At 59.1% G+C, this 17,936-nt stretch carries 13 protein-coding genes, 1 tRNA gene and 2 pseudogenes; 1 reads left to right on the top strand and 15 read right to left on the bottom strand.

The window, feature by feature from the left end; genetic code table 11:
• Window positions 1–6: 6 nt before the first annotated feature.
• From arcD to J3364_RS22600, 11 genes and pseudogenes are all read right to left on the bottom strand, one after another.
• Window positions 7–1,434: an arginine-ornithine antiporter gene (gene arcD, locus J3364_RS04455; protein WP_349557096.1), complete on the bottom strand. Its 1,428-nt coding sequence runs from the start codon at window positions 1,432–1,434 to the stop codon at window positions 7–9.
• Window positions 1,435–1,697: 263 nt separating this feature from the next.
• A tRNA-Pro gene (locus tag J3364_RS04450) sits at window positions 1,698–1,774 on the bottom strand.
• Window positions 1,775–1,899: 125 nt separating this feature from the next.
• Window positions 1,900–2,262 (bottom strand): MerR family transcriptional regulator, encoded by a 363-nt coding sequence (locus tag J3364_RS04445; RefSeq protein WP_123634238.1) that lies wholly within the window; start codon window positions 2,260–2,262, stop codon window positions 1,900–1,902.
• On the bottom strand, window positions 2,243–2,545 hold the full coding sequence (gene ihfA, locus J3364_RS04440) for an integration host factor subunit alpha (protein ID WP_004578706.1): 303 nt from the start codon (window positions 2,543–2,545) through the stop codon (window positions 2,243–2,245). The genes J3364_RS04445 and ihfA overlap by 20 nt, the downstream gene beginning before the upstream one ends.
• A gap of 5 nt (window positions 2,546–2,550) precedes the next feature.
• Complete coding sequence (gene pheT, locus J3364_RS04435; protein WP_349557093.1) at window positions 2,551–4,923, bottom strand: phenylalanine--tRNA ligase subunit beta; 2,373 nt, start codon at window positions 4,921–4,923, stop codon at window positions 2,551–2,553.
• Between the two features lie 57 nt (window positions 4,924–4,980).
• Entirely contained in the window at window positions 4,981–5,979 is a 999-nt protein-coding gene (gene pheS, locus J3364_RS04430) for a phenylalanine--tRNA ligase subunit alpha (RefSeq protein ID WP_123634240.1), read from the bottom strand.
• Between the two features lie 215 nt (window positions 5,980–6,194).
• Window positions 6,195–6,551: a 50S ribosomal protein L20 gene (gene rplT, locus J3364_RS04425; RefSeq protein ID WP_111497796.1), complete on the bottom strand. Its 357-nt coding sequence runs from the start codon at window positions 6,549–6,551 to the stop codon at window positions 6,195–6,197.
• A gap of 31 nt (window positions 6,552–6,582) precedes the next feature.
• A complete protein-coding gene (gene rpmI, locus J3364_RS04420; protein ID WP_123634241.1) occupies window positions 6,583–6,774 on the bottom strand; it encodes a 50S ribosomal protein L35 in 192 nt (63 codons plus the stop codon).
• Window positions 6,775–6,869: 95 nt separating this feature from the next.
• Window positions 6,870–7,412 (bottom strand): translation initiation factor IF-3, encoded by a 543-nt coding sequence (gene infC / locus J3364_RS04415; protein ID WP_123634242.1) that lies wholly within the window; start codon window positions 7,410–7,412, stop codon window positions 6,870–6,872.
• A gap of 23 nt (window positions 7,413–7,435) precedes the next feature.
• A pseudogene (gene thrS, locus J3364_RS04410) lies at window positions 7,436–9,124 on the bottom strand (threonine--tRNA ligase); the annotation flags it as partial.
• 39 nt (window positions 9,125–9,163) lie between these two features.
• Window positions 9,164–9,334, bottom strand: a pseudogene (locus J3364_RS22600) (TGS domain-containing protein); the annotation flags it as partial.
• A 190-nt stretch (window positions 9,335–9,524) separates the two neighbouring features.
• Between J3364_RS22600 and J3364_RS04405 the strand changes: the two are divergent.
• On the top strand, window positions 9,525–10,271 hold the full coding sequence (locus J3364_RS04405; protein WP_349557091.1) for a ParA family protein: 747 nt from the start codon (window positions 9,525–9,527) through the stop codon (window positions 10,269–10,271).
• Between the two features lie 79 nt (window positions 10,272–10,350).
• On the opposite strand, the gene J3364_RS04400 is transcribed toward J3364_RS04405, so the two are convergent.
• The 4 genes from J3364_RS04400 to J3364_RS04385 all read right to left on the bottom strand — a co-directional run bounded on the left by J3364_RS04400 (window position 10,351) and on the right by J3364_RS04385 (window position 17,818).
• The gene (locus tag J3364_RS04400; protein ID WP_349557089.1) at window positions 10,351–12,948 is read right to left on the bottom strand and encodes a TRAP transporter permease; all 2,598 of its coding nucleotides are present in this window, start codon (window positions 12,946–12,948) and stop codon (window positions 10,351–10,353) included.
• 117 nt (window positions 12,949–13,065) lie between these two features.
• Complete coding sequence (locus tag J3364_RS04395) at window positions 13,066–14,049, bottom strand: TAXI family TRAP transporter solute-binding subunit (protein WP_349557087.1); 984 nt, start codon at window positions 14,047–14,049, stop codon at window positions 13,066–13,068.
• 194 nt (window positions 14,050–14,243) lie between these two features.
• Window positions 14,244–16,628, bottom strand: a complete 2,385-nt coding sequence (locus J3364_RS04390; RefSeq protein ID WP_123634247.1) for an efflux RND transporter permease subunit — start codon at window positions 16,626–16,628, stop codon at window positions 14,244–14,246.
• A 47-nt stretch (window positions 16,629–16,675) separates the two neighbouring features.
• Window positions 16,676–17,818 (bottom strand): WD40/YVTN/BNR-like repeat-containing protein, encoded by a 1,143-nt coding sequence (locus tag J3364_RS04385; protein ID WP_349557085.1) that lies wholly within the window; start codon window positions 17,816–17,818, stop codon window positions 16,676–16,678.
• Window positions 17,819–17,936 lie beyond the last annotated feature (118 nt).

The following is a 17,936-nucleotide window of genomic DNA, read 5'->3' as shown; positions in this document are numbered from 1 at the left end:
GTCCGGTCAGAGCGACAGGAACCCGGCGTACAACCCATAGGCGGCAATCAGGGCGCCGGCCACCACCACGGCGAAGATCACTTTTTCCAACGGCGTGAACACGGGCTGGTTCTGCTCCCGTTTGGCCTTGGCAAACAGCGCCGCGCCCGGCGCGTAGAGCAGTGCTGACAACAGGATGTACTGGACACCCCCGGCGTACACCAGCCAGACGCTGTAAATCACGGCGACCAGCGCAATCAGGAGATCCTTGTTGCGGGCACGCGGGTCGGTCTCGTAAGTGTCCTTCCGCCAGGCCACCAGCAGGGCGTAGGCGGCGGACCAGAAATACGGGATCAGGATCATCGACGTCGCCAGGTAGAACAGGCTCAGGTAGGTAGACGCGTTGAACAGCGTCAGAATCAGGAAAAGCTGGATCAGGCCATTGGACAGCCAAAGGGCATTGGCCGGCACTTGTTTGCTGTTTTCCTTGCGCAGGAAGGCCGGCATGGTGTGGTCTCGGGCGCCGGCAAACAGGATCTCGGCACATAGCAGCGTCCAGGCCAGCAGACCACCGGCCAGGGAGATGATCAGCCCGACGCCGATCAGCACCGAGCCCCAGCGGCCCACCACGTGTTCCAGCACGCCGGCCATCGACGGATTCTGGAGCCCGGCCAGCTCCGGCTGGCGCAGGATCCCCATCGATAGGACATTCACCAGGATCAACAGCAGGAGCACGCCCAGGAAACCGATCACCGTCGCCTTGCCGACGTCACTGCGTTTTTCCGCCCGGGCAGAGTAAATGCTGGCGCCTTCAATGCCGATGAAGACCCAGACGGTCACCAGCATCATGTTGCGAACCTGGTCCATCACGCTGCCCAGCTCCAGGTTGCCCTGCCCCCAGAAATCGTCAACAAAAATGCCGCTCTTGAAGGCTGTGGCAGCAATAACGATGAAGACAATCAGCGGCACCACCTTGGCGATGGTGGTCACCAGGTTGATGAAAGCGGCTTCCCGGATTCCCATGAGCACCAGGAAGTGGATGCCCCAGAGCACCAGCGAAGCGCAAACAATCGACGCGAGTGTGTTGCCTTCACCGAAGATCGGGAAAAAGTACCCCAGCGTGCTGAACAGCAGAACAAAATAACTGACGTTGCCCAGCCAGGCGCTGATCCAGTAACCCCAGGCTGACGAGAAGCCCATGTAGTCGCCGAAACCGGCCTTGGCATAGGCGTAGATACCGGAATCGAGATCGGGCTTGCGATTGGCCAGCGTCTGGAAGACAAACGCTAGAGTAAGCATGCCGATGGCCGTGATCACCCAGCCGATCAGGACCGCGCCGGCGCCCGCACTGGCCGCCATATTCTGTGGAAGGGAAAAGATACCGCCGCCGATCATGGAACCGACGACAAGCGCAACCAACGCGCCGAGTTTCAGTTTTTGAGTGTTTTGCGTCATGGCTCATCTCTTCCCGTGAGAGCGTTAGACGCAAACTACACAAAGCCTTTGTGGAACATCCTGATCCCGGTCAAGATTGGCTCAAATCGGAGGGATTTTATGCAAACAATACGCAGTTGAATGCATATTGCACTGTTTAAGGAGGAAAATCGGTCACGTGACGAGGGTAAACGGCTTGCCGCTGGTACGATCCGGAATCGTCCGATCACTTGGAACACCGGGAAGAAAAACCGACATTCAACGGCTTATAAAAGGGAGGAAATTGGTCGGGACGGCAGGATTTGAACCTGCGACCACCTGCACCCCATACAGGTGCGCTACCAGACTGCGCTACGCCCCGACACGGCAGGCTTTGAACAGTGAGTTCAATAGCTTAGCGGGAGCGAAGTCTACACCAGCTCCTGCCAAAAATAAACAGGAATTTTGCGAGAAAAAGGAAGGTCCAGCGCCGACGCTGACCGGGGGTCAGGTCGGGCTGTTAAGGACGTCCAGGACTTCTTCCAGCTCGGCAATCATCTGACGGATGAGCTGCTTGTACTGGGAGGTGTCGTCCTTGATTTCGTGGCTGCTCAGCTTTTGCTTGGCGCCACCGATGGTGTAGCCCTGATCGTAAAGCAGGCTACGAATCTGCCGGATGGTCAGGACGTCGGCGCGCTGGTAATAGCGACGATTGCCCCGCCGCTTCACCGGCGACAGTTGCGGGAATTCCTGTTCCCAGTAGCGCAGGACGTGAGCCTTGACGCTACACAGGTCCGCAACCTCACCGATGGTGAAGTAGCGTTTGCCAGGAATCGGCGGCAGCTCGTTGTTATGACTGGGTTCCAGCATACGCTTCTACTTTCTGTTTTAGTTTTTGTCCCGGGCGGAAGGTCACCACGCGCCGCGCACTGATGGGGATTTCCTCCCCGGTCTTCGGATTGCGCCCGGGACGCTCTTTCTTGTCCCGGAGATCGAAATTGCCGAATCCCGACAACTTGACCTGCTCGTTGTGACTCAGTGCGTCCCTGATTTCACCGAAGAAGGCTTCCACCATCTCCTTGGCTTCGCGTTTGTTGAGCCCCAGCTCTTCGTAGAGGCGCTCCGCCATCTCCGCTTTCGTCAAAGCCGTCATTCCGATTAACTCCTCAGTGTTGCACCAAGTTCCGCCTTCAGCGCGTCGATCGCCGCACCGAACCAGGTCTGGATCTCGTCGTCATTCAGCGTCCGCTCCGGATGCTGCCAGAAGAGACTCAGGGCCAGGCTCTTGCGCCCTTCGCCGATGGCTTCACCCTCAAACACGTCAAACACCCGCGCGCCGGTCAGGAACTCACCCGCCTTCTCACGGGCAACGCGCTGAACTTCAGCGTACGTCACCTCATTCCCGATAATGATAGCCAAATCCCGCCGAACTTCCGGGAATTTTGAAAATTCTTTGAAATTAGGCACATATCCGGAAAGGATCGAATTCAAGAATAGCTCAAAGACGTAAATCGTGCCATCCAGGTCAAGCTTTTTCTGGACTTGCGGGTGCAAAGCGCCCAACCAGCCCACGAATTCACCGTTTTTATGCAGCTTGGCCGTCTGCCCCGGATGCAGTGCGACATGCTCGCCAACGCTGAATTCAACGCTGATACCCAGCAGTTCGAACAGGGCTTCCAGATCGCCCTTCACGTCGAAGAAGTCCACACCACGGCGGCCATTTACCCAGCTTTCGGGGTTCTGTGCTCCGGTGACGGCGCCGGCCAGCATGGGCACCTGCTCAATCCCGTCGCCGTCGCGCACGAAACGCAGGCCGGTTTCAAACAGGCGGATGCGGGACTGCTGGCGATTCTGGTTGTAGGCCACGGTCTTCAGCAGGCCCGGCCAGAGGCTGGTGCGCATCACGGACATATCGCTGGAAATCGGGTTGGCCAGCTCGATGCCGGTATGATCGCCGTCGATCAGCGCCTGGACCTTGCTGTCCACGAAGCTGTAGGTCACTGCTTCCTGATAGCCGCGGTCCACGAGCAGGGATCGCACTTGGCTGATCGGTCGCACCGCTTCCTGCTCTTCGCGCAGACCCAGGCTACCGACCGGCTCGGTCACCGGCAGATTGTTGTAACCATAAATGCGGCCGACTTCCTCGATCAGATCCTCTTCAATGCTGATGTCCGGGCGATAGCTCGGCACGTGGACTTTCCAACCTTCGCGGGTCAGTTTGTCCACATGCAGGCCCAGGCGCGTCAGGATTTCCTCGATTTCGGTGCGGTCGATTTCCAGTCCCAGCACGTCCGTGACCCGTTGCTGACGCAACTCGATCACCGGAGATTTGGGCAGGTGCGGTTCGCTGTGCACTTCCACGATCTCGCCCGCTTCGCCGCCGACGATTTCCAGCAGCAGCGCCGTAGCACGCTCCATGGCATCGCGGGTCAGCTCCGGGTCGACGCCCCGCTCAAAGCGGTGAGAGGCATCGGTGTGCAGACCGAAATGACGCGCCTTGCCGGCAATGGAGATCGGATCGAAGAACGCCGCTTCCAGCACGAGGTCACGGGTCTTTTCAGCAACGCCGGAGTGCTCGCCACCCATCACGCCAGCGATGGCGATGGGCTTCTCGTGATCGGCAATGACCAGCGTGCCGTCAACCAGCTCGACTTCCTGGCCATCCAGCAGTACCAGCTTCTCACCGGATTTGGCCCAGCGTACGACGACGCCACCATCGATCTCACTGCGATCAAACGCATGCATGGGCTGGCCCAGCTCCAGCATGACGTAGTTGGTGACGTCCACCGCCGCATCGATGCTGCGGATTCCGGAGCGACGCAGGCGCTCGCGCATCCACAGGGGCGTTTCGGCGCTCAGATCGACGTTGCGGATGATCCGCCCCAGGTAACGGGGGCAACCTTCCGGCGCATCGATGCGAATGTCGATCACGTCCGAATGCACCGGCTCCACCGGATTGATGTCGGGGCCTTCCACCAGCAGGCGGTTGAGCACACCGACTTCACGAGCCAGGCCACGGATGGACAGGCAATCGCTGCGGTTCGGCGTCAGGTCCACATCAATGGTGGCGTCGTCCAGGCCCAGGTAGTCGCGGATATTCTCGCCAGCCGGCGCTGAAGCCGGCAGCTCCATCAGACCGTCGTGGTTATCGGACAGTCCCAGCTCGGACTCGGAACACAGCATGCCATTGGACGGCTGGCCCCGCAGCTTGGCCTTCTTGATCTTGAAGTTGCCCGGCAGCACCGCGCCGACCTCGGCAAACGGCACTTTCATCCCCGGCCGGACATTGGGTGCGCCACAGACCACCTGGACCGTTTCTGCGCCGCCAGCGACCTGGCAGACCCGCAGTTTGTCCGCGTCCGGATGCGGCTCGACCGACAGTACTTCGCCGACGATGATGCCGGTAAATTCACCGGCGACGGGTTCAAACTCGTCCACTTCCAGACCGGCCATGGTGATCTGATCCACCAGAGCCTGGGTGTCGATCTCCGGGCTCACCCACTCGCGCAGCCATTGTTCGCTAAATTTCATGTTCGTTGCCTTGTCCTGATCCGTTTATCCTGAAACCGTCAATGCCAGTGCTGTCGATCAGCGGAACTGGCGCAGGAAGCGCAGGTCGTTCTCGAAGAACATGCGCAGGTCGTTCACGCCGTAGCGCAGCATGGCGAGTCGTTCGACGCCCATGCCAAAGGCAAACCCGCGGTAGGTTTCGGGATCAATGCCGCAGTATTCGAAGACCTTGGGATGGACCATGCCGCAGCCCATGACTTCCAGCCACTTGATCGAGCCGTCGTCATTGCGGCCCCATTCAATGTCCACCTCGGCCGACGGCTCGGTGAACGGGAAGTAGGACGGACGGAAGCGCACGGCCAGATCCTTTTCGAAGAACACCCGCAGGAACTCTTCCACGGTACTCTTGAGGTCGGCAAAGCTGATGTTCTTGTCGACCACCAGGCCTTCCACCTGATGGAACATCGGCGTGTGGGTCATGTCCGAGTCGCAGCGGTAGACCCGGCCCGGGCAGATCATACGGAACGGCGGCTGGCCGTCTTCCATGGTGCGGATCTGGACCGGTGAGGTGTGGGTCCGCAGCAGGGTGCCCGGATTGAAATAGAAGGTGTCGTGCATGGCGCGGGCCGGGTGATGGCCGGGAATATTGAGGGCCTCGAAGTTGTGGTAGTCGTCTTCGATTTCCGGACCCTCTTCCACGGTGTAACCGGCACGGGAGAAGAACTGCTCCATGCGCTGGATGGTGCGCGTCACCGGATGCAGGCCACCACGACTCTGGCCTCGACCGGGCAGGGTCACGTCGATCGATTCCGCCGCCAGTTTGGCGTCCAGGGCCGCATTTTCCAGCTCGGCGCGACGCGCATTGATGGCGTCCTGCACTTCGCCCTTAGCCTGGTTAATCTTCTGCCCCGCGGCAGGCCGCTCTTCGGCGGACAACTGCCCCAGCGACTTGAGCTGCTGTGTCAGCACACCCTTCTTGCCCAGATAATCAACACGCACCTGATCCAGCGCCTGCAGGTCCGTCGCCTGCTCTACCGCTTTCAGGCCGTCCTGTACGAGTTGCTCCAGGTTTTCCATTGACCCTGCTCCAAATATGCATTGTGTTCTTTGCGGGTGAGAACCCCTGAAAAATGACCGGCGCCGTGGCTGATCCTTTTTCAGAGATTCCCCGGACGTTCCCGGGCGCACCATTCTACAGGCCCCGGAACAAAAAAGGGGGAAGAGCATGCTCTTCCCCCTACTTCGGAATGCCCCAAGGGGCACTCAATCCGATATGCAATCGATGAAAGAGCTTACGCGAGCGCAGCCTTGGCTTTTTCAACGACGGCACTAAACGCCTGTTGCTCGTTCATCGCCAGGTCGGCCAGGACCTTACGATCGATTTCAACATTCGCCTTTTTCAGACCAGCGATCAGACGGCTGTAAGACAGGCCGTTGGCGCGGGCACCCGCATTGATACGGGCAATCCACAGCGCACGGAACTGACGCTTACGGTTGCGACGGTCACGATAGGCGTACTGACCTGCCTTGATGACCGCCTGTTTGGCAACACGATAGACGCGGCTCCGGGCACCGTAGTAACCCTTCGCCTGCTTCATGATCTTCTTGTGACGACGACGTGCGACGACACCACGCTTTACACGAGCCATATTTCAATCCTTCTCTTTACTGAACCAGAAATTAAAGCGCGGTCATGCGCTTGATGGATGCAATGTCAGCCTTGGCAATTTGCTTGGTGCCGCGCAGCTGACGCTTCCGCTTCGGGCTCTTCTTGGTCAGGATATGACTTGTGAAGGACTGCTTATGCTTGAAGCCTTTGGCAGTCCGCTTGAACCGCTTGGTGGCCCCGCTCTTGGTTTTCATCTTGGGCATTTTATAAAACTCCGCATTTTATGATTTCAATAAATAATGAGTCCTGAACGACAAATCCCCCGCACTGTGACGGGGGACAGGCGATCAAACAGGCCTCACTTTTTCTTTCGGGGGGCAACAACCATCGTCATTTGCCGGCCTTCCATCTTCGGCCGTTGCTCTACCTGGGCAAGCTCTTCGATGTCGGCTTCCACACGATTCATGAGCTGCATACCAATTTCCTGGTGTGCCATCTCACGACCGCGGAAACGAATCGTGATCTTGCCCCGGTCCCCGTTCTCAAGGAAACGTACCAGGTTGCGTAGCTTGACCTGATAATCCCCTTCTTCCGTGCCAGGCCGGAACTTGACTTCTTTTACCTGGACCTGCTTCTGCTTTTTCTTCGCAGCGGCTTTGGCCTTCTTCTCTTCGAAGACCTTCTTGCCGTAGTCCATGATCTTACAGACGACCGGATCGGAATTCGTAACCTGAACCAGATCCAGAGAAGCTTCTTCTGCGGCCTTCAGTGCGTCCTCGATGGAGACAATGCCCACCTGCTCACCGTCCGCCGCAATGAGACGTACTTCTGTGGCTTCGATATTCCCGTTGATGGGCGCTTTAGGAGCCCGTCCCCGATTCGTTCGCTGTTTAATAATCAGTTCTCCGTTTGATTTCTGCCTTTGCGGGACACGTCTTCGGCCAACAGGGCCTGGAAGGCGTCCAGCGACATCGTACCCAGGTCATCGCCCTTGCGATTACGTACGGCAACGGCGCCGGCCTCGACCTCTTTATCACCCACTACGGCGAGGTAGGGTACTTTATTGAGCGTGTGCTCGCGAATTTTAAAGCCGATTTTTTCGTTTCTCAAGTCGGCGTGGGCGCGATAACCGGAATTTTCAAGGGCTTTCGCAATTTTTTCGCAATATTCACGCTGATTATCGGTGATATTCATGATGGCGACCTGGGTCGGCGCCAACCACGTGGGGAAGGCCCCCTCGTAATCCTCAATCAGGATACCGATAAAGCGCTCGAACGACCCCAGTACGGCCCGGTGCAGCATCACCGGTGTGCGCCGCTCGGAATTGTCGGCCACATACTGCGCGCCCAGACGGCCCGGCATGGAGAAGTCCACCTGCACGGTACCGCACTGCCAGACCCGGCCGATGCAATCCTTCAGGGAGTATTCAATCTTCGGCCCGTAGAAAGCGCCCTCACCCGGCAGCAGTTCCCACTCGACGCCTTCGCGATTCAGCGCTTCTTCCAGGGCGGCTTCGGCCTTGTCCCAGATTTCGTCGGAACCCACACGCTTTTCCGGTCGGGTGGAGAGTTTATACAAAATCTCGGTGAAGCCGAAATCGGTATAAACCTCATGAAGCAGGTCCATGAACTTGGACACTTCTTCCTGGATGGCCTCTTCCTCACAGAAGATATGGGCGTCATCCTGGGTAAAACCGCGCACCCGCATCAGGCCGTGCAGCGCGCCGGAGGCTTCGTTACGGTGACAGGAACCGAACTCGGCCAGACGCAGCGGCAGATCCTTGTAGCTTTTCAAACCTTGGTTGAAGACCTGGATGTGGCACGGGCAATTCATCGGCTTGATGGCGAAGTCATGCTTCTCGGACTCGGTGGTGAACATGTCATCACCGAACTTGTCCCAGTGGCCGGACTGCTCCCAAAGGGTGCGTGACACCACCTGCGGCGTCTTGATTTCCTGGTAGCCGTGCTGGCGCAGTTTGTCGCGCATGTACTGTTCGATCTGCTGATAGACCGTCCAGCCGTCCGGGTGCCAGAACACCATGCCTGGCGCTTCTTCCTGCATGTGGAACAGGTCCAGCTTCTTGCCGATCTTGCGGTGATCCCGCTTCTCGGCTTCTTCCAGGCGGTGCAGGTACGCCTTGAGGTCTTTCTTGTTGCCCCAGGCGGTGCCGTAAATCCGCTGCAACTGCTCGTTGCCGGTGTCGCCGCGCCAGTAGGCACCCGCGACCTTGGTCAGCTTGAACGCCTTGAGCTTGCCGGTGTTCGGTACGTGCGGGCCACGGCACAGGTCGATGAACTCGCCCTGCTGATAGAAGGACAGGTCTTCGTCGCCCGGGATGTCCTGGATAATGCGGACCTTGTACTCCTCGCCCATCTCGTCGAACAACTTGACCGCTTCATCGCGCGAGAGGACGGAGCGGGAAACCGCGAAGTCCTGCTTCGCCAGCTCTTCCATCCGCTTTTCAATCCGCGCCAGATCTTCGTTGGTGAACGGACGGTCAAACTTGAAGTCGTAATAGAAGCCGTTGTCGATGACCGGGCCAATGGTTACCTGCGCCGAAGGGAACAGATCTTTCACCGCCATGGCCAGCAGGTGGGCGGTCGAGTGGCGGATGATGTCGACGCCATCCTCGTCCCGATCGGTGATGATCGCCAGTTCGACGTCCTCATCGATCGCGTAGCTGGTATCCACCAGTTTGCCATTCACACGACCGGCCAGGGCGGCTTTGGCGAGGCCAGCACCGATATCGGCGGCCACATCGTGAACGGTAACAGACTGGGAAAAACTGCGGTGACTGCCGTCGGGCAGCGTAATAACGGGCATGACAAGCTCCTATCAGCGGTGATCCTTACGAGAGACCACATGGTTTTTGGGAATCGCGCCACGAATCGCGATTCTTTCAGGCGCCGGATTTTAACAGCGTATCGCGGCAACTGTCATGCAAAAGCATTACAGGCGGGGCACAATGTGAACGGCGTGCCTCCAAGCTTTAAAGGATCAGGACATCGACCCAATGAAAGTCATTGCGTTTCACAACATCAAGGGCGGCGTCGGCAAGACCGCCGCAGCAGTCAATGTCGCCTACCTGGCGGCCCGCGACGGCGTCCCCACCCTGCTTTGGGATCTGGATGCCCAGGGCGCCGCCAGCTGGTATCTGGGCGACACCCCGGATCTGACCGGCGAAAAGGCCGCCCGACTGGTTAAAGGCAAAACGCCCATCGGCAGGATGATCAACGCCACCGCCTACCCAAAGCTGGACCTGATCCCCGCCCACCCCAGCTTTCGCAATCTGGATTTGCGACTGGAACAGGAGGGCCAGAAACAGGCACTGCGAGATTGGCTGGCGCCGCTGTCGGAAGACTACGCCCTGATCGTCCTGGACTGCCCGCCTTCGTTGTCCCGACTCGCCGAACAGGTATTACAGACGTCAGATGCGGTGTTCGTTCCGACGATTCCATCCTGGCTGTCGATCAACAGCTGGGACCAACTGATCGCGTTTGCCGAAGATAAAAAGGTCAAAACGGGTAAGCTGCACCCTTTCCTGTCCATGGTCGACCGGCGCAAGCGCATTCACCAGACCTTGCTGGGCAAGCCCAAGGGCGGACTGAAACGCCGGATGAAAGCGTTCATTCCCTACGCCAGCGATGTGGAACGAATGGGCGAACAACGTTGCCCGGTCTCGATTACCCGGCCGCGGGCGCCGGCGGCACTCGCCTACGAATTGCTCTGGAAGGAAATCCGCAAGCTGATCAAGCGTTGAACCACCACCACAAAAAAAAGCCCCGCGACCTTTCGGTTCACGGGGCTTTTGATCGATCGAAGGGTCAGGCCGTGGCGACCTAGCCCTCCTCCCGGTTTCGTCGCCGGATCTGCAGGAAGGCAATCAGCCCCAACAGGATAAGCGCCGGGATGAACATGAGTTCCTTCGGCGGTCGCTCCAGCCTCGCCTGCACCGCATCGATGGTCCAGTCGAAGGACAGGCCCGCATCCTCAGCCGGGCTGCCGAAGGTCACGAAGTCCACCACCATGCGGTCGCCGTCGCGGCGCACTTCCAGACCCGCCTGCTGCAGACGGTCTTCCGGAGTATCCCCGGCCGGCAGCGGCAGGTTCAGGAACGTAGACTTCTCCTCGCCTTCGATCGACATGCCGGAGGCCTTGAGGATCATGTCCTCCCCGGGCGGCACTTCGCTGATGTGATCCATGATCTCGGTCCCCGGACGCAACTCGGTCGGTGGATAGACCATGTCCCACCAGAAGCCGGGCCGGAACAGCGTGAAGGTGATCAACAGCAGCGCTGCGGTTTCCCAGAGTCGGCTCTTGATGAACCAGAACCCCTGGGTCGCGGCCGAGAACACCAGCATGGCCGTGATCGCACTGGCGACCGTCACCAGCAGATCAAACCAGCCGGTCAGGCCGATCAACAACAGCTGCGTGTTGAAGATGAACATGAACGGCAGGATGGCCGTCCGGATGTCGTAGGTGAACCCCTGTATACCGGTTTTTATCGGGTCGGCCCCGGATATGGCCGCCGCAGCATACGCCGCGAGCCCCACCGGTGGTGTATCGTCCGCAAGAATCCCGAAGTAGAACACAAACAGGTGAACGGCGATCAGCGGTACGATCAGGCCATTCGCTGCACCAAGCGTAACGATGACCGGCGCCATCAGCGTTGAGACCACGATGTAGTTGGCCGTCGTAGGCAAGCCCATGCCCAGGATCAGGCTGATCACTGCCGTAAAGATCAGCATCAGCAGCAGGTTGCCGCCGGAGATGAACTCCACGAATTCGGTCATCACCAGACCGATCCCGGTCAGGGTCACGGTACCGACGACGATACCGGCCGTGGCCGTGGCCACACCGATACCGACCATGTTACGACCGCCGGTCGCCAGCGAATGGAGGAGATCCACCCAACCGTCCTTGAACGACGTCATCATGCTGCCGGAGTGCTTGCGGAAGAAGTGCTGCAGCGGGCGCTGGGTGACGACGATGAAGATCATGAACAGGGTCGCCCAGAACGCCGACAGCTGAGGTGACAGACGGTCGACCGTCAGGCACCAGACCAGAACCACCACCGGCAACAGATAATACAGCCCCGTCTTGACCGTCGGTCCGACGGGCGGCAATTCAACCGCCGGTTCGTTCGGGTCATCCTCTTCCAGCGGCGGGAAACGGCAGGAATAGGCCAGCAGCGCGATGTAGGCAATCACCAGCAACACCGCCAGGATCCAGGAAGCCGCCTCACCGAAGACACCTTTCATCCAGCCGACGCCGTAATAGGTGGCCAGGGTCAGGACACACAACCCGATCAATAGCACGACCCACGTCAGCATCCGCTGTGCGAGCGATGGACGATCGGTGCGCTCGATGCCGTGCATCTTCAGCTTGCAGGCCTCCAGGTGCACGATGTAGATCAGTGCAATGTAAGAAATCAGCGCCGGCAGGATCGCGTGCTTGATCACTTCCAGGTAGGAAATACCGACGTACTCCACCATCAGGAAGGCGGCCGCCCCCATCACCGGGGGCGTCAGCTGGCCGTTGGTCGAGGCCGCCACCTCAACGGCACCCGCCTTGCTGGCCGGGAAACCGACACGCTTCATCAGGGGAATGGTAAAGGTGCCGGTCGTCACCACATTGGCAATCGAGGAACCGGAGATAATACCGCTCAGGCCACTGGACACCACGGCCGCCTTGGCCGGGCCGCCACGCATGTGCCCCAGCAAGGCGTAGGACACCTTGATGAAGTAGTTACCGGCCCCCGCCTTTTCCAACAGGGCCCCAAACAGCACGAATAGGAAGACGAAACTGGTGGAGACGCCCAGGGCGACGCCAAAGACACCTTCGGTCCCGAGCCACTGGTGCGAAGCCAGTTTTTCCAGGCTGGCGCCCTTGTGGGAAATCACGTCCGGCATATAGGGGCCGGCCAGCGAGTAGAAGATAAAGACCGCGGCAACCACCATCAGCGGCAGCCCCAGGGCCCGCCGGGTGGCTTCCAGCAGCAGGATCATGCCGCCGATGGCGACGATCATATCCTGCATGTTGGGCGCGCCGGGGCGCGACGCCAGCTGATCGTAGAACAGGTAGATGTAGGACGCCGCGAACGCGGCCAGCACCGCCAGTACCCAGTCGTAGACCGGTACGTGATTGAGCGTGCGCCCCTTGATCATGGGGAACGCTGAAAACGCGAGGAAGATGGCGAATGCCAGGTGAATCGAACGGGCTTCCGTGGAATTGAAAATACCCGTGTTAAAGATGAACGGCAGCGGGGATGCTATCCACAGCTGGAAAAGTGCCCAGACCACAGGCACCAGAAAAAGAATCATACCCGGAATGCCAGTGGCTGCCCTGCCGCCGGTTTCCGTTTGCATCACCGCTTCGGTATCAGAGAGCTTCATGCCCTTTTCAGCCTTGGATGACGTGTCTTTTTGGTTCGCCATTGATACGACCTTTCAGGAGGGATTGACCAAAAACGGCTGCCCCCAACCGGGGCAGCCGTGATCCAACCGATAAGTTCGAACGCGACAATGGAAGCTGGCGAGCCTCCATCACCGGTCTTACTCCATCAGGCCAACTTCTTTGTAGTACTTGACCGCACCCGGATGCAGCGGAGCACTCAGGGCGTCATGAACCATTTCCTCTTTCTTCAGGTTTTCAAACGCCGGGTGCAGACGCTTGAAGCTGTCGAAGTTTTCGAAGACCGCCTTTACGATCTGATAGACCACGTCGTCCGGGACGTCGGCGGTGGTGACGAAGGTCGCCGCCACACCGAATGTGGTGGTGTCGTCCGGATTACCGCGATACATGCCGCCCGGAATGGTGGCGACCCGGTAGTACGGATTTTCCTCAACCAGCTTCTTGGTGGCGTCGTTCTGGACGTTGACCAGCACGCTGTCACAGGACGTGGTGGCTTCCTTGATGGCGCCGGACGGGTGGCCGACGGTGTAGAAGAAGGCGTCGATCTTGTTGTCGCACAGTGCCTGCGACTGCTCGGCGGCCTTCAGCTCGGCAGCCAGGGAGAAGGCGCTCATGTCCCAGCCCATCTCGTTCATCAGCACTTCGGCCGTGGCACGCTGACCGGAACCCGGGTTACCCACGCTGACGCGCTTGCCCTTGAGGTCATCGAAGTTCGTAACATTGGCATCTTTACGAGCGACGACAGTGAACGGCTCGGGATGCAGTGAAAAGACCGCACGCAGTTTCTTGAAAGGACCGTCGTCCTTGAAGTCGCTGGTGCCGTTGTAGGCGTGATACTGCCAATCGGACTGGGCCACCGCCAGGTCGAGCTCACCCGCGCGCAGTGCGTTCAAGTTGTAGATGGAGCCACCGGTACTTTCAACCGAACAGCGAATGCCGTGCTCCTTGCGATCCTTGTTGACCAGGCGACAGATTGCGCCACCTGCCGGATAGTAAACCCCGGTAACGCCGCCGGTGCCGATGGTGACGAACTGCTGTTCCGCCGCCGAAACCGACCCGGATGCCGCACCGAGACTCACAGCGGTAGCCAGCGCGAAAGTGGATAGTTTGTGTCGAAGTGCCATTATCGTCATTCCCTTCTTTTTTAGTTTATGTCACTCGTTTTCCGGGGCGGCCAAGGGCCACCCCACCCTCTTACTTTCATTCTAGAACATAGAACAAGAGTCCTACGAAATAAAGCCGACCATTGTAGCTAAATGCATGAGTCAAAAACAAAAAAGCCCGCATTTGCGGGCTTTTTGAGTAGCGGCCTAACCGCTTATTTGGCACTGCGTGCCTTGGCCACCATCTTGTCCGGACGCAGGAGGAACCGCGCCAGTGCCGGCAGCAGCCAGATGGAGCCGACCATGTTCCAGATGAACATGAAGAACAGCAGCAGCCCCATATCCGCCTGGAACTTGATGGGTGAGAAGATCCAGGTCACCACACCCAGGCCCAGCGTCACGCCGGTGAAGATAACGGCCTTACCGGTGGAGCGCAGGGTCTCGTAGTAGGCTTCCTGCAGCGTCTTGCCTTCCAGCAGGTATTTCTCCAGCTTGGTGTAGATGTAGATGCCGTAGTCGACACCAATCCCCACACCCAGCGCGATGACCGGCAGGGTGGCGACTTTGATGCCGATACCGGTGGCCGCCATGATCGCCTCGCAAAGGACCGACGTCAGGCCCAGCGGGATGATGATACACAGCACGGCCCGGATCGACCGGAACGTCAGGAAGCACAGCAAACTCACCACGCCGTAGACGAACATCAGCATGAGGTTCTTGGCCTTGGAGATGACCTCGTTGGTGGCCGCCTCCACACCGGCGTTACCGGCCGCCAGCTTGAAGTTATGAACCTCGTTGCTGTTATCCGCGGCGAACTTCTCGACCTCGTCCACCACCGTACGCAACGTTTCCGCCTTGTGATCCTCCAGGAACACCAGGACCGGCGTCAGACTGCAGTCGGTGTTGATCAGGCCACTCGGCGCCTCACGGATGGACGCATTGATGATGGTCTGGTTGCGGGAGATCTCGTACCACTTCCAGTTGCCCTCGTTCAACGCCTTGGTCACGATCTTGGAGACATCCGCCAGCGACACGGAAGATTGCACGCCCGGCGTGTTCTGCAGATCCCACTGCAGACGGTCCATGGCGCTGAGCACTTCGTACTGGGTGCACTGCTCCTTCTGGGTTTCCACCATCACCACCAGGATGTCGGCACTGGTGGAGTAATTGTCGATGATGTACTTGTTATCCACGTTGTAGCGGGAGTCGGCGCGCAACTCAGGCGCCCCCTGATCCAGGTCACCGACCTTCAGGTCCTGCTTGTAGTAGAAGCCAAGGCCCAGACCCAGCAGGGCAATCAGCAGCGAGATCGGCGCTACACCGGGATGGGAGAAATAGGACATGATCCGCCACTTGCGGTCTTCCTTCTCGCCATGGTGCTGGACGTGATTGACGCCGCGCTTGGTAATGCCCACGTAGGACATGATCAGCGGGTGCAGGACCAGGTTGGTGACGATGATGATCGCCACACCGATACCGGCGGCCACGGCCAGATCGCGGATAACGTCCACTTCGATGAACAGCAACGTCAGGAAGCCGAAGGCGTCGGAGACCAGGGCCAGCATGCCCGGAATGTACAGCGAGCGGAACGCCAGTCGCGCCGAGGTCAGCGGATCAAAGCCCTTGGCCGCCTCGAACGCCATGGCGTTGACCACCTGAACCCCGTGACTGATCCCGATGGCGAACACCAGGAACGGCACCAGCACCGAATACGGATCCAGCCCGTAACCCAGCAGACGCAGGATGCCGAGCTGCCAGAACACCGCGACAATCGACGCGAATACCGGCACCAGCGTGCCTGCGATGCAGCGGGAGTACCAGAACAGCAACAGTGTGGTCAGCACGATGGTAATACCGGCGAACCAGGCGATGGAGCCGATCCCCTCGATCAGATCACCCACTTTCTTGGCGAAGCCGACGATGTGGATGTCGATGTTCGGGTTCTGCTTCTCGTACTTCTGGCGAACCTTTTCTTCGAGCTGCTTGGAGAACTCGGCGTAGTCCAGCGCTTCGCCGGTTTCCGGGTTCTTCTCGTACAGCGGGGCGTAGACGATGGTGGACTTGAAGTTGTCAGACACCAGACGGCCGACTTCACTGGAGCGCAGGATATTCTGACGCAGCTGCTCAAGGCTATCGCGGGAGCCGTCATAGCTTTCCGGAATGACGGTACCGCCCTGGAAGCCCTGCTCGGTGACCTCGACCCAGCGGACGTTTGGCGTCCACAGCGACTTCAGGCCGGAGCGGTCCACGCCGGGCAGGAAGAACACCTCGTCGGTGATCTGCTTGAGCGTGTCCATGTAATCCTTGGTGAAGATATCGCCGTCTTTGGCTTCCACGGCGATCCGCACGAAGTTACCCAGGTTCTCCAGGTCATCCCGGTGTTCCATCATATTGACGATGTAGGGATGCTCCAGCGGGATCATGCGCTCGAAGCTGGCATCCGGCTGGATCTTGACGGCGTTATAGCCCAAGAAAATGGTCAGCAACAGGAAGGCGATCAGGATGATCACCCGGTTGTTGAAGATCAGGCGTTCCAGAAACGGCTCCGCCTTGGGCGACGTGAAGTAATGCTCGCCTTTGTCGTGTTTGGGGTTGGACATTCAATGACCCTCTTCGGAATTCTTGTCGTGCTTATGGAGTTGGCGGATCAGGGATTCTTGCCGTTGATGTCGGTGTGCTTGACGCCACCTTCACCGAACAGCACCAGCTCCTCGTCAGAGACCGGCAATACAGACATCACGCCCTGACGATCCGACCTGAAGTAGGTCCGGAAACTCTCTGCGTTGTTGGAACTCACCAGTACCGTGCCGCCGTTGCCTACCAGCGTGATGCGGCCGTCTTTGGCCACCGCGCCGTTGTTCAGCGTATTCGGCGAATCGTTGGGTACCGTCGTCCAGTTGCGGCCCAGGTCCGTCGACATGAAGACGTGGCCACGCAGTCCAAAAGCGAGGATCTCATTGACGTCACCGGTCCCCGTTACCCCAAAGAAGGAACCCGTGTAGGGACTCTCCACCTTTTCCCAGGTATCGCCCCGGTCGGTGGACAGAAAAATCGTGCCGGCTTCGCCGACAATCACCAGGGCGCCACCCGTAACTTCGGTGATGCCGTTGAGGTGGAAACGGTCCGGATTCGGGACGTGGGCGGACCAGTCGCGCCAGGTCTGGCCACCGTCGTCGGTACGGAAGATGAAACCGTAGGAGCCCACCGCAAAGCCGGTGTTGTCGTTGGCAAACCAGACGTCGAGCAGCGGCTTCCAGGGACCGACCTCTTTGTCGGCCTGAGCGTCTTCAAGACCGAACTGCATGCCTTCGAGGGTCCACTGCAGATCCTCTTTCTGGTCGTCCGGTGCGTTTTCGACCTTCTGCTCCAGGTTGGCAATCTGTTCCTTCATGGTCGCGATCACCAGATCCGCCGCCCGGCTGCCGTCCAGCTGCTTCTCCCAGGTTTCACCGCCGTCACTGCTGTGCAGGATGACCGCACCGTGACCGACCGCCCACCCCTGCTTGGGTGTCGGAAAGCTGACACCGGTCAGGGTCGTCGATACGGGGACCTTGCCCTGCTGCCAGGTCTGGCCCTGGTCGTCGGAATAGATGATGTGCCCCCGCTCGCCTACGGCCACCATGCGATCTCCCGCATAGGTGCTGTCGGTCAGCAGACTTTCGTTAGCCAGCGACGTGGGCCGGGCGGGCGTCTCAAGAACATCACTGACTGCCGCTGCCCAGGGACTGGCCAGAGCCAGCGACAGCCCCAGCAACGCTGCAAATGCCTTGCGCTTGAAAGGTGTAGCCATTCAGATTGCCTTTATTCTGAGTTGTTTAGTGTCTGTGGTGCCTTCCGGATGCCATCCGGAAACGGGCAGATGCCGCTTGTCCGGCACCTGCCCGCATCGTGCTTTGTTCCCGGTTTGC

The sequence above is a fragment of the Marinobacter sp. NFXS9 genome (genome assembly GCF_040148665.1).
In the GTDB taxonomy this organism is placed as follows: Bacteria; Pseudomonadota; Gammaproteobacteria; order Pseudomonadales; family Oleiphilaceae; genus Marinobacter_A; species Marinobacter_A mangrovi.
This window is presented reverse-complemented; position numbering and strand designations above follow the sequence as displayed.

Excerpts from the sequence above, each read along its gene's own strand:
- arcD (WP_349557096.1), bottom strand. The coding sequence starts at position 1,434 with ATGACGCAAAACACTCAAAAACTGAAACTCGGCGCGTTGGTTGCGCTT.
- J3364_RS04445 (WP_123634238.1), bottom strand. The coding sequence starts at position 2,262 with ATGCTGGAACCCAGTCATAACAACGAGCTGCCGCCGATTCCTGGCAAA.
- ihfA (WP_004578706.1), bottom strand. The coding sequence starts at position 2,545 with ATGACGGCTTTGACGAAAGCGGAGATGGCGGAGCGCCTCTACGAAGAG.
- pheT (WP_349557093.1), bottom strand. The coding sequence starts at position 4,923 with ATGAAATTTAGCGAACAATGGCTGCGCGAGTGGGTGAGCCCGGAGATC.
- pheS (WP_123634240.1), bottom strand. The coding sequence starts at position 5,979 with ATGGAAAACCTGGAGCAACTCGTACAGGACGGCCTGAAAGCGGTAGAG.
- rplT (WP_111497796.1), bottom strand. The coding sequence starts at position 6,551 with ATGGCTCGTGTAAAGCGTGGTGTCGTCGCACGTCGTCGTCACAAGAAG.
- rpmI (WP_123634241.1), bottom strand. The coding sequence starts at position 6,774 with ATGCCCAAGATGAAAACCAAGAGCGGGGCCACCAAGCGGTTCAAGCGG.
- J3364_RS04405 (WP_349557091.1), top strand. The coding sequence starts at position 9,525 with ATGAAAGTCATTGCGTTTCACAACATCAAGGGCGGCGTCGGCAAGACC.
- J3364_RS04400 (WP_349557089.1), bottom strand. The coding sequence starts at position 12,948 with ATGGCGAACCAAAAAGACACGTCATCCAAGGCTGAAAAGGGCATGAAG.
- J3364_RS04395 (WP_349557087.1), bottom strand. The coding sequence starts at position 14,049 with ATGGCACTTCGACACAAACTATCCACTTTCGCGCTGGCTACCGCTGTG.
- J3364_RS04390 (WP_123634247.1), bottom strand. The coding sequence starts at position 16,628 with ATGTCCAACCCCAAACACGACAAAGGCGAGCATTACTTCACGTCGCCC.
- J3364_RS04385 (WP_349557085.1), bottom strand. The coding sequence starts at position 17,818 with ATGGCTACACCTTTCAAGCGCAAGGCATTTGCAGCGTTGCTGGGGCTG.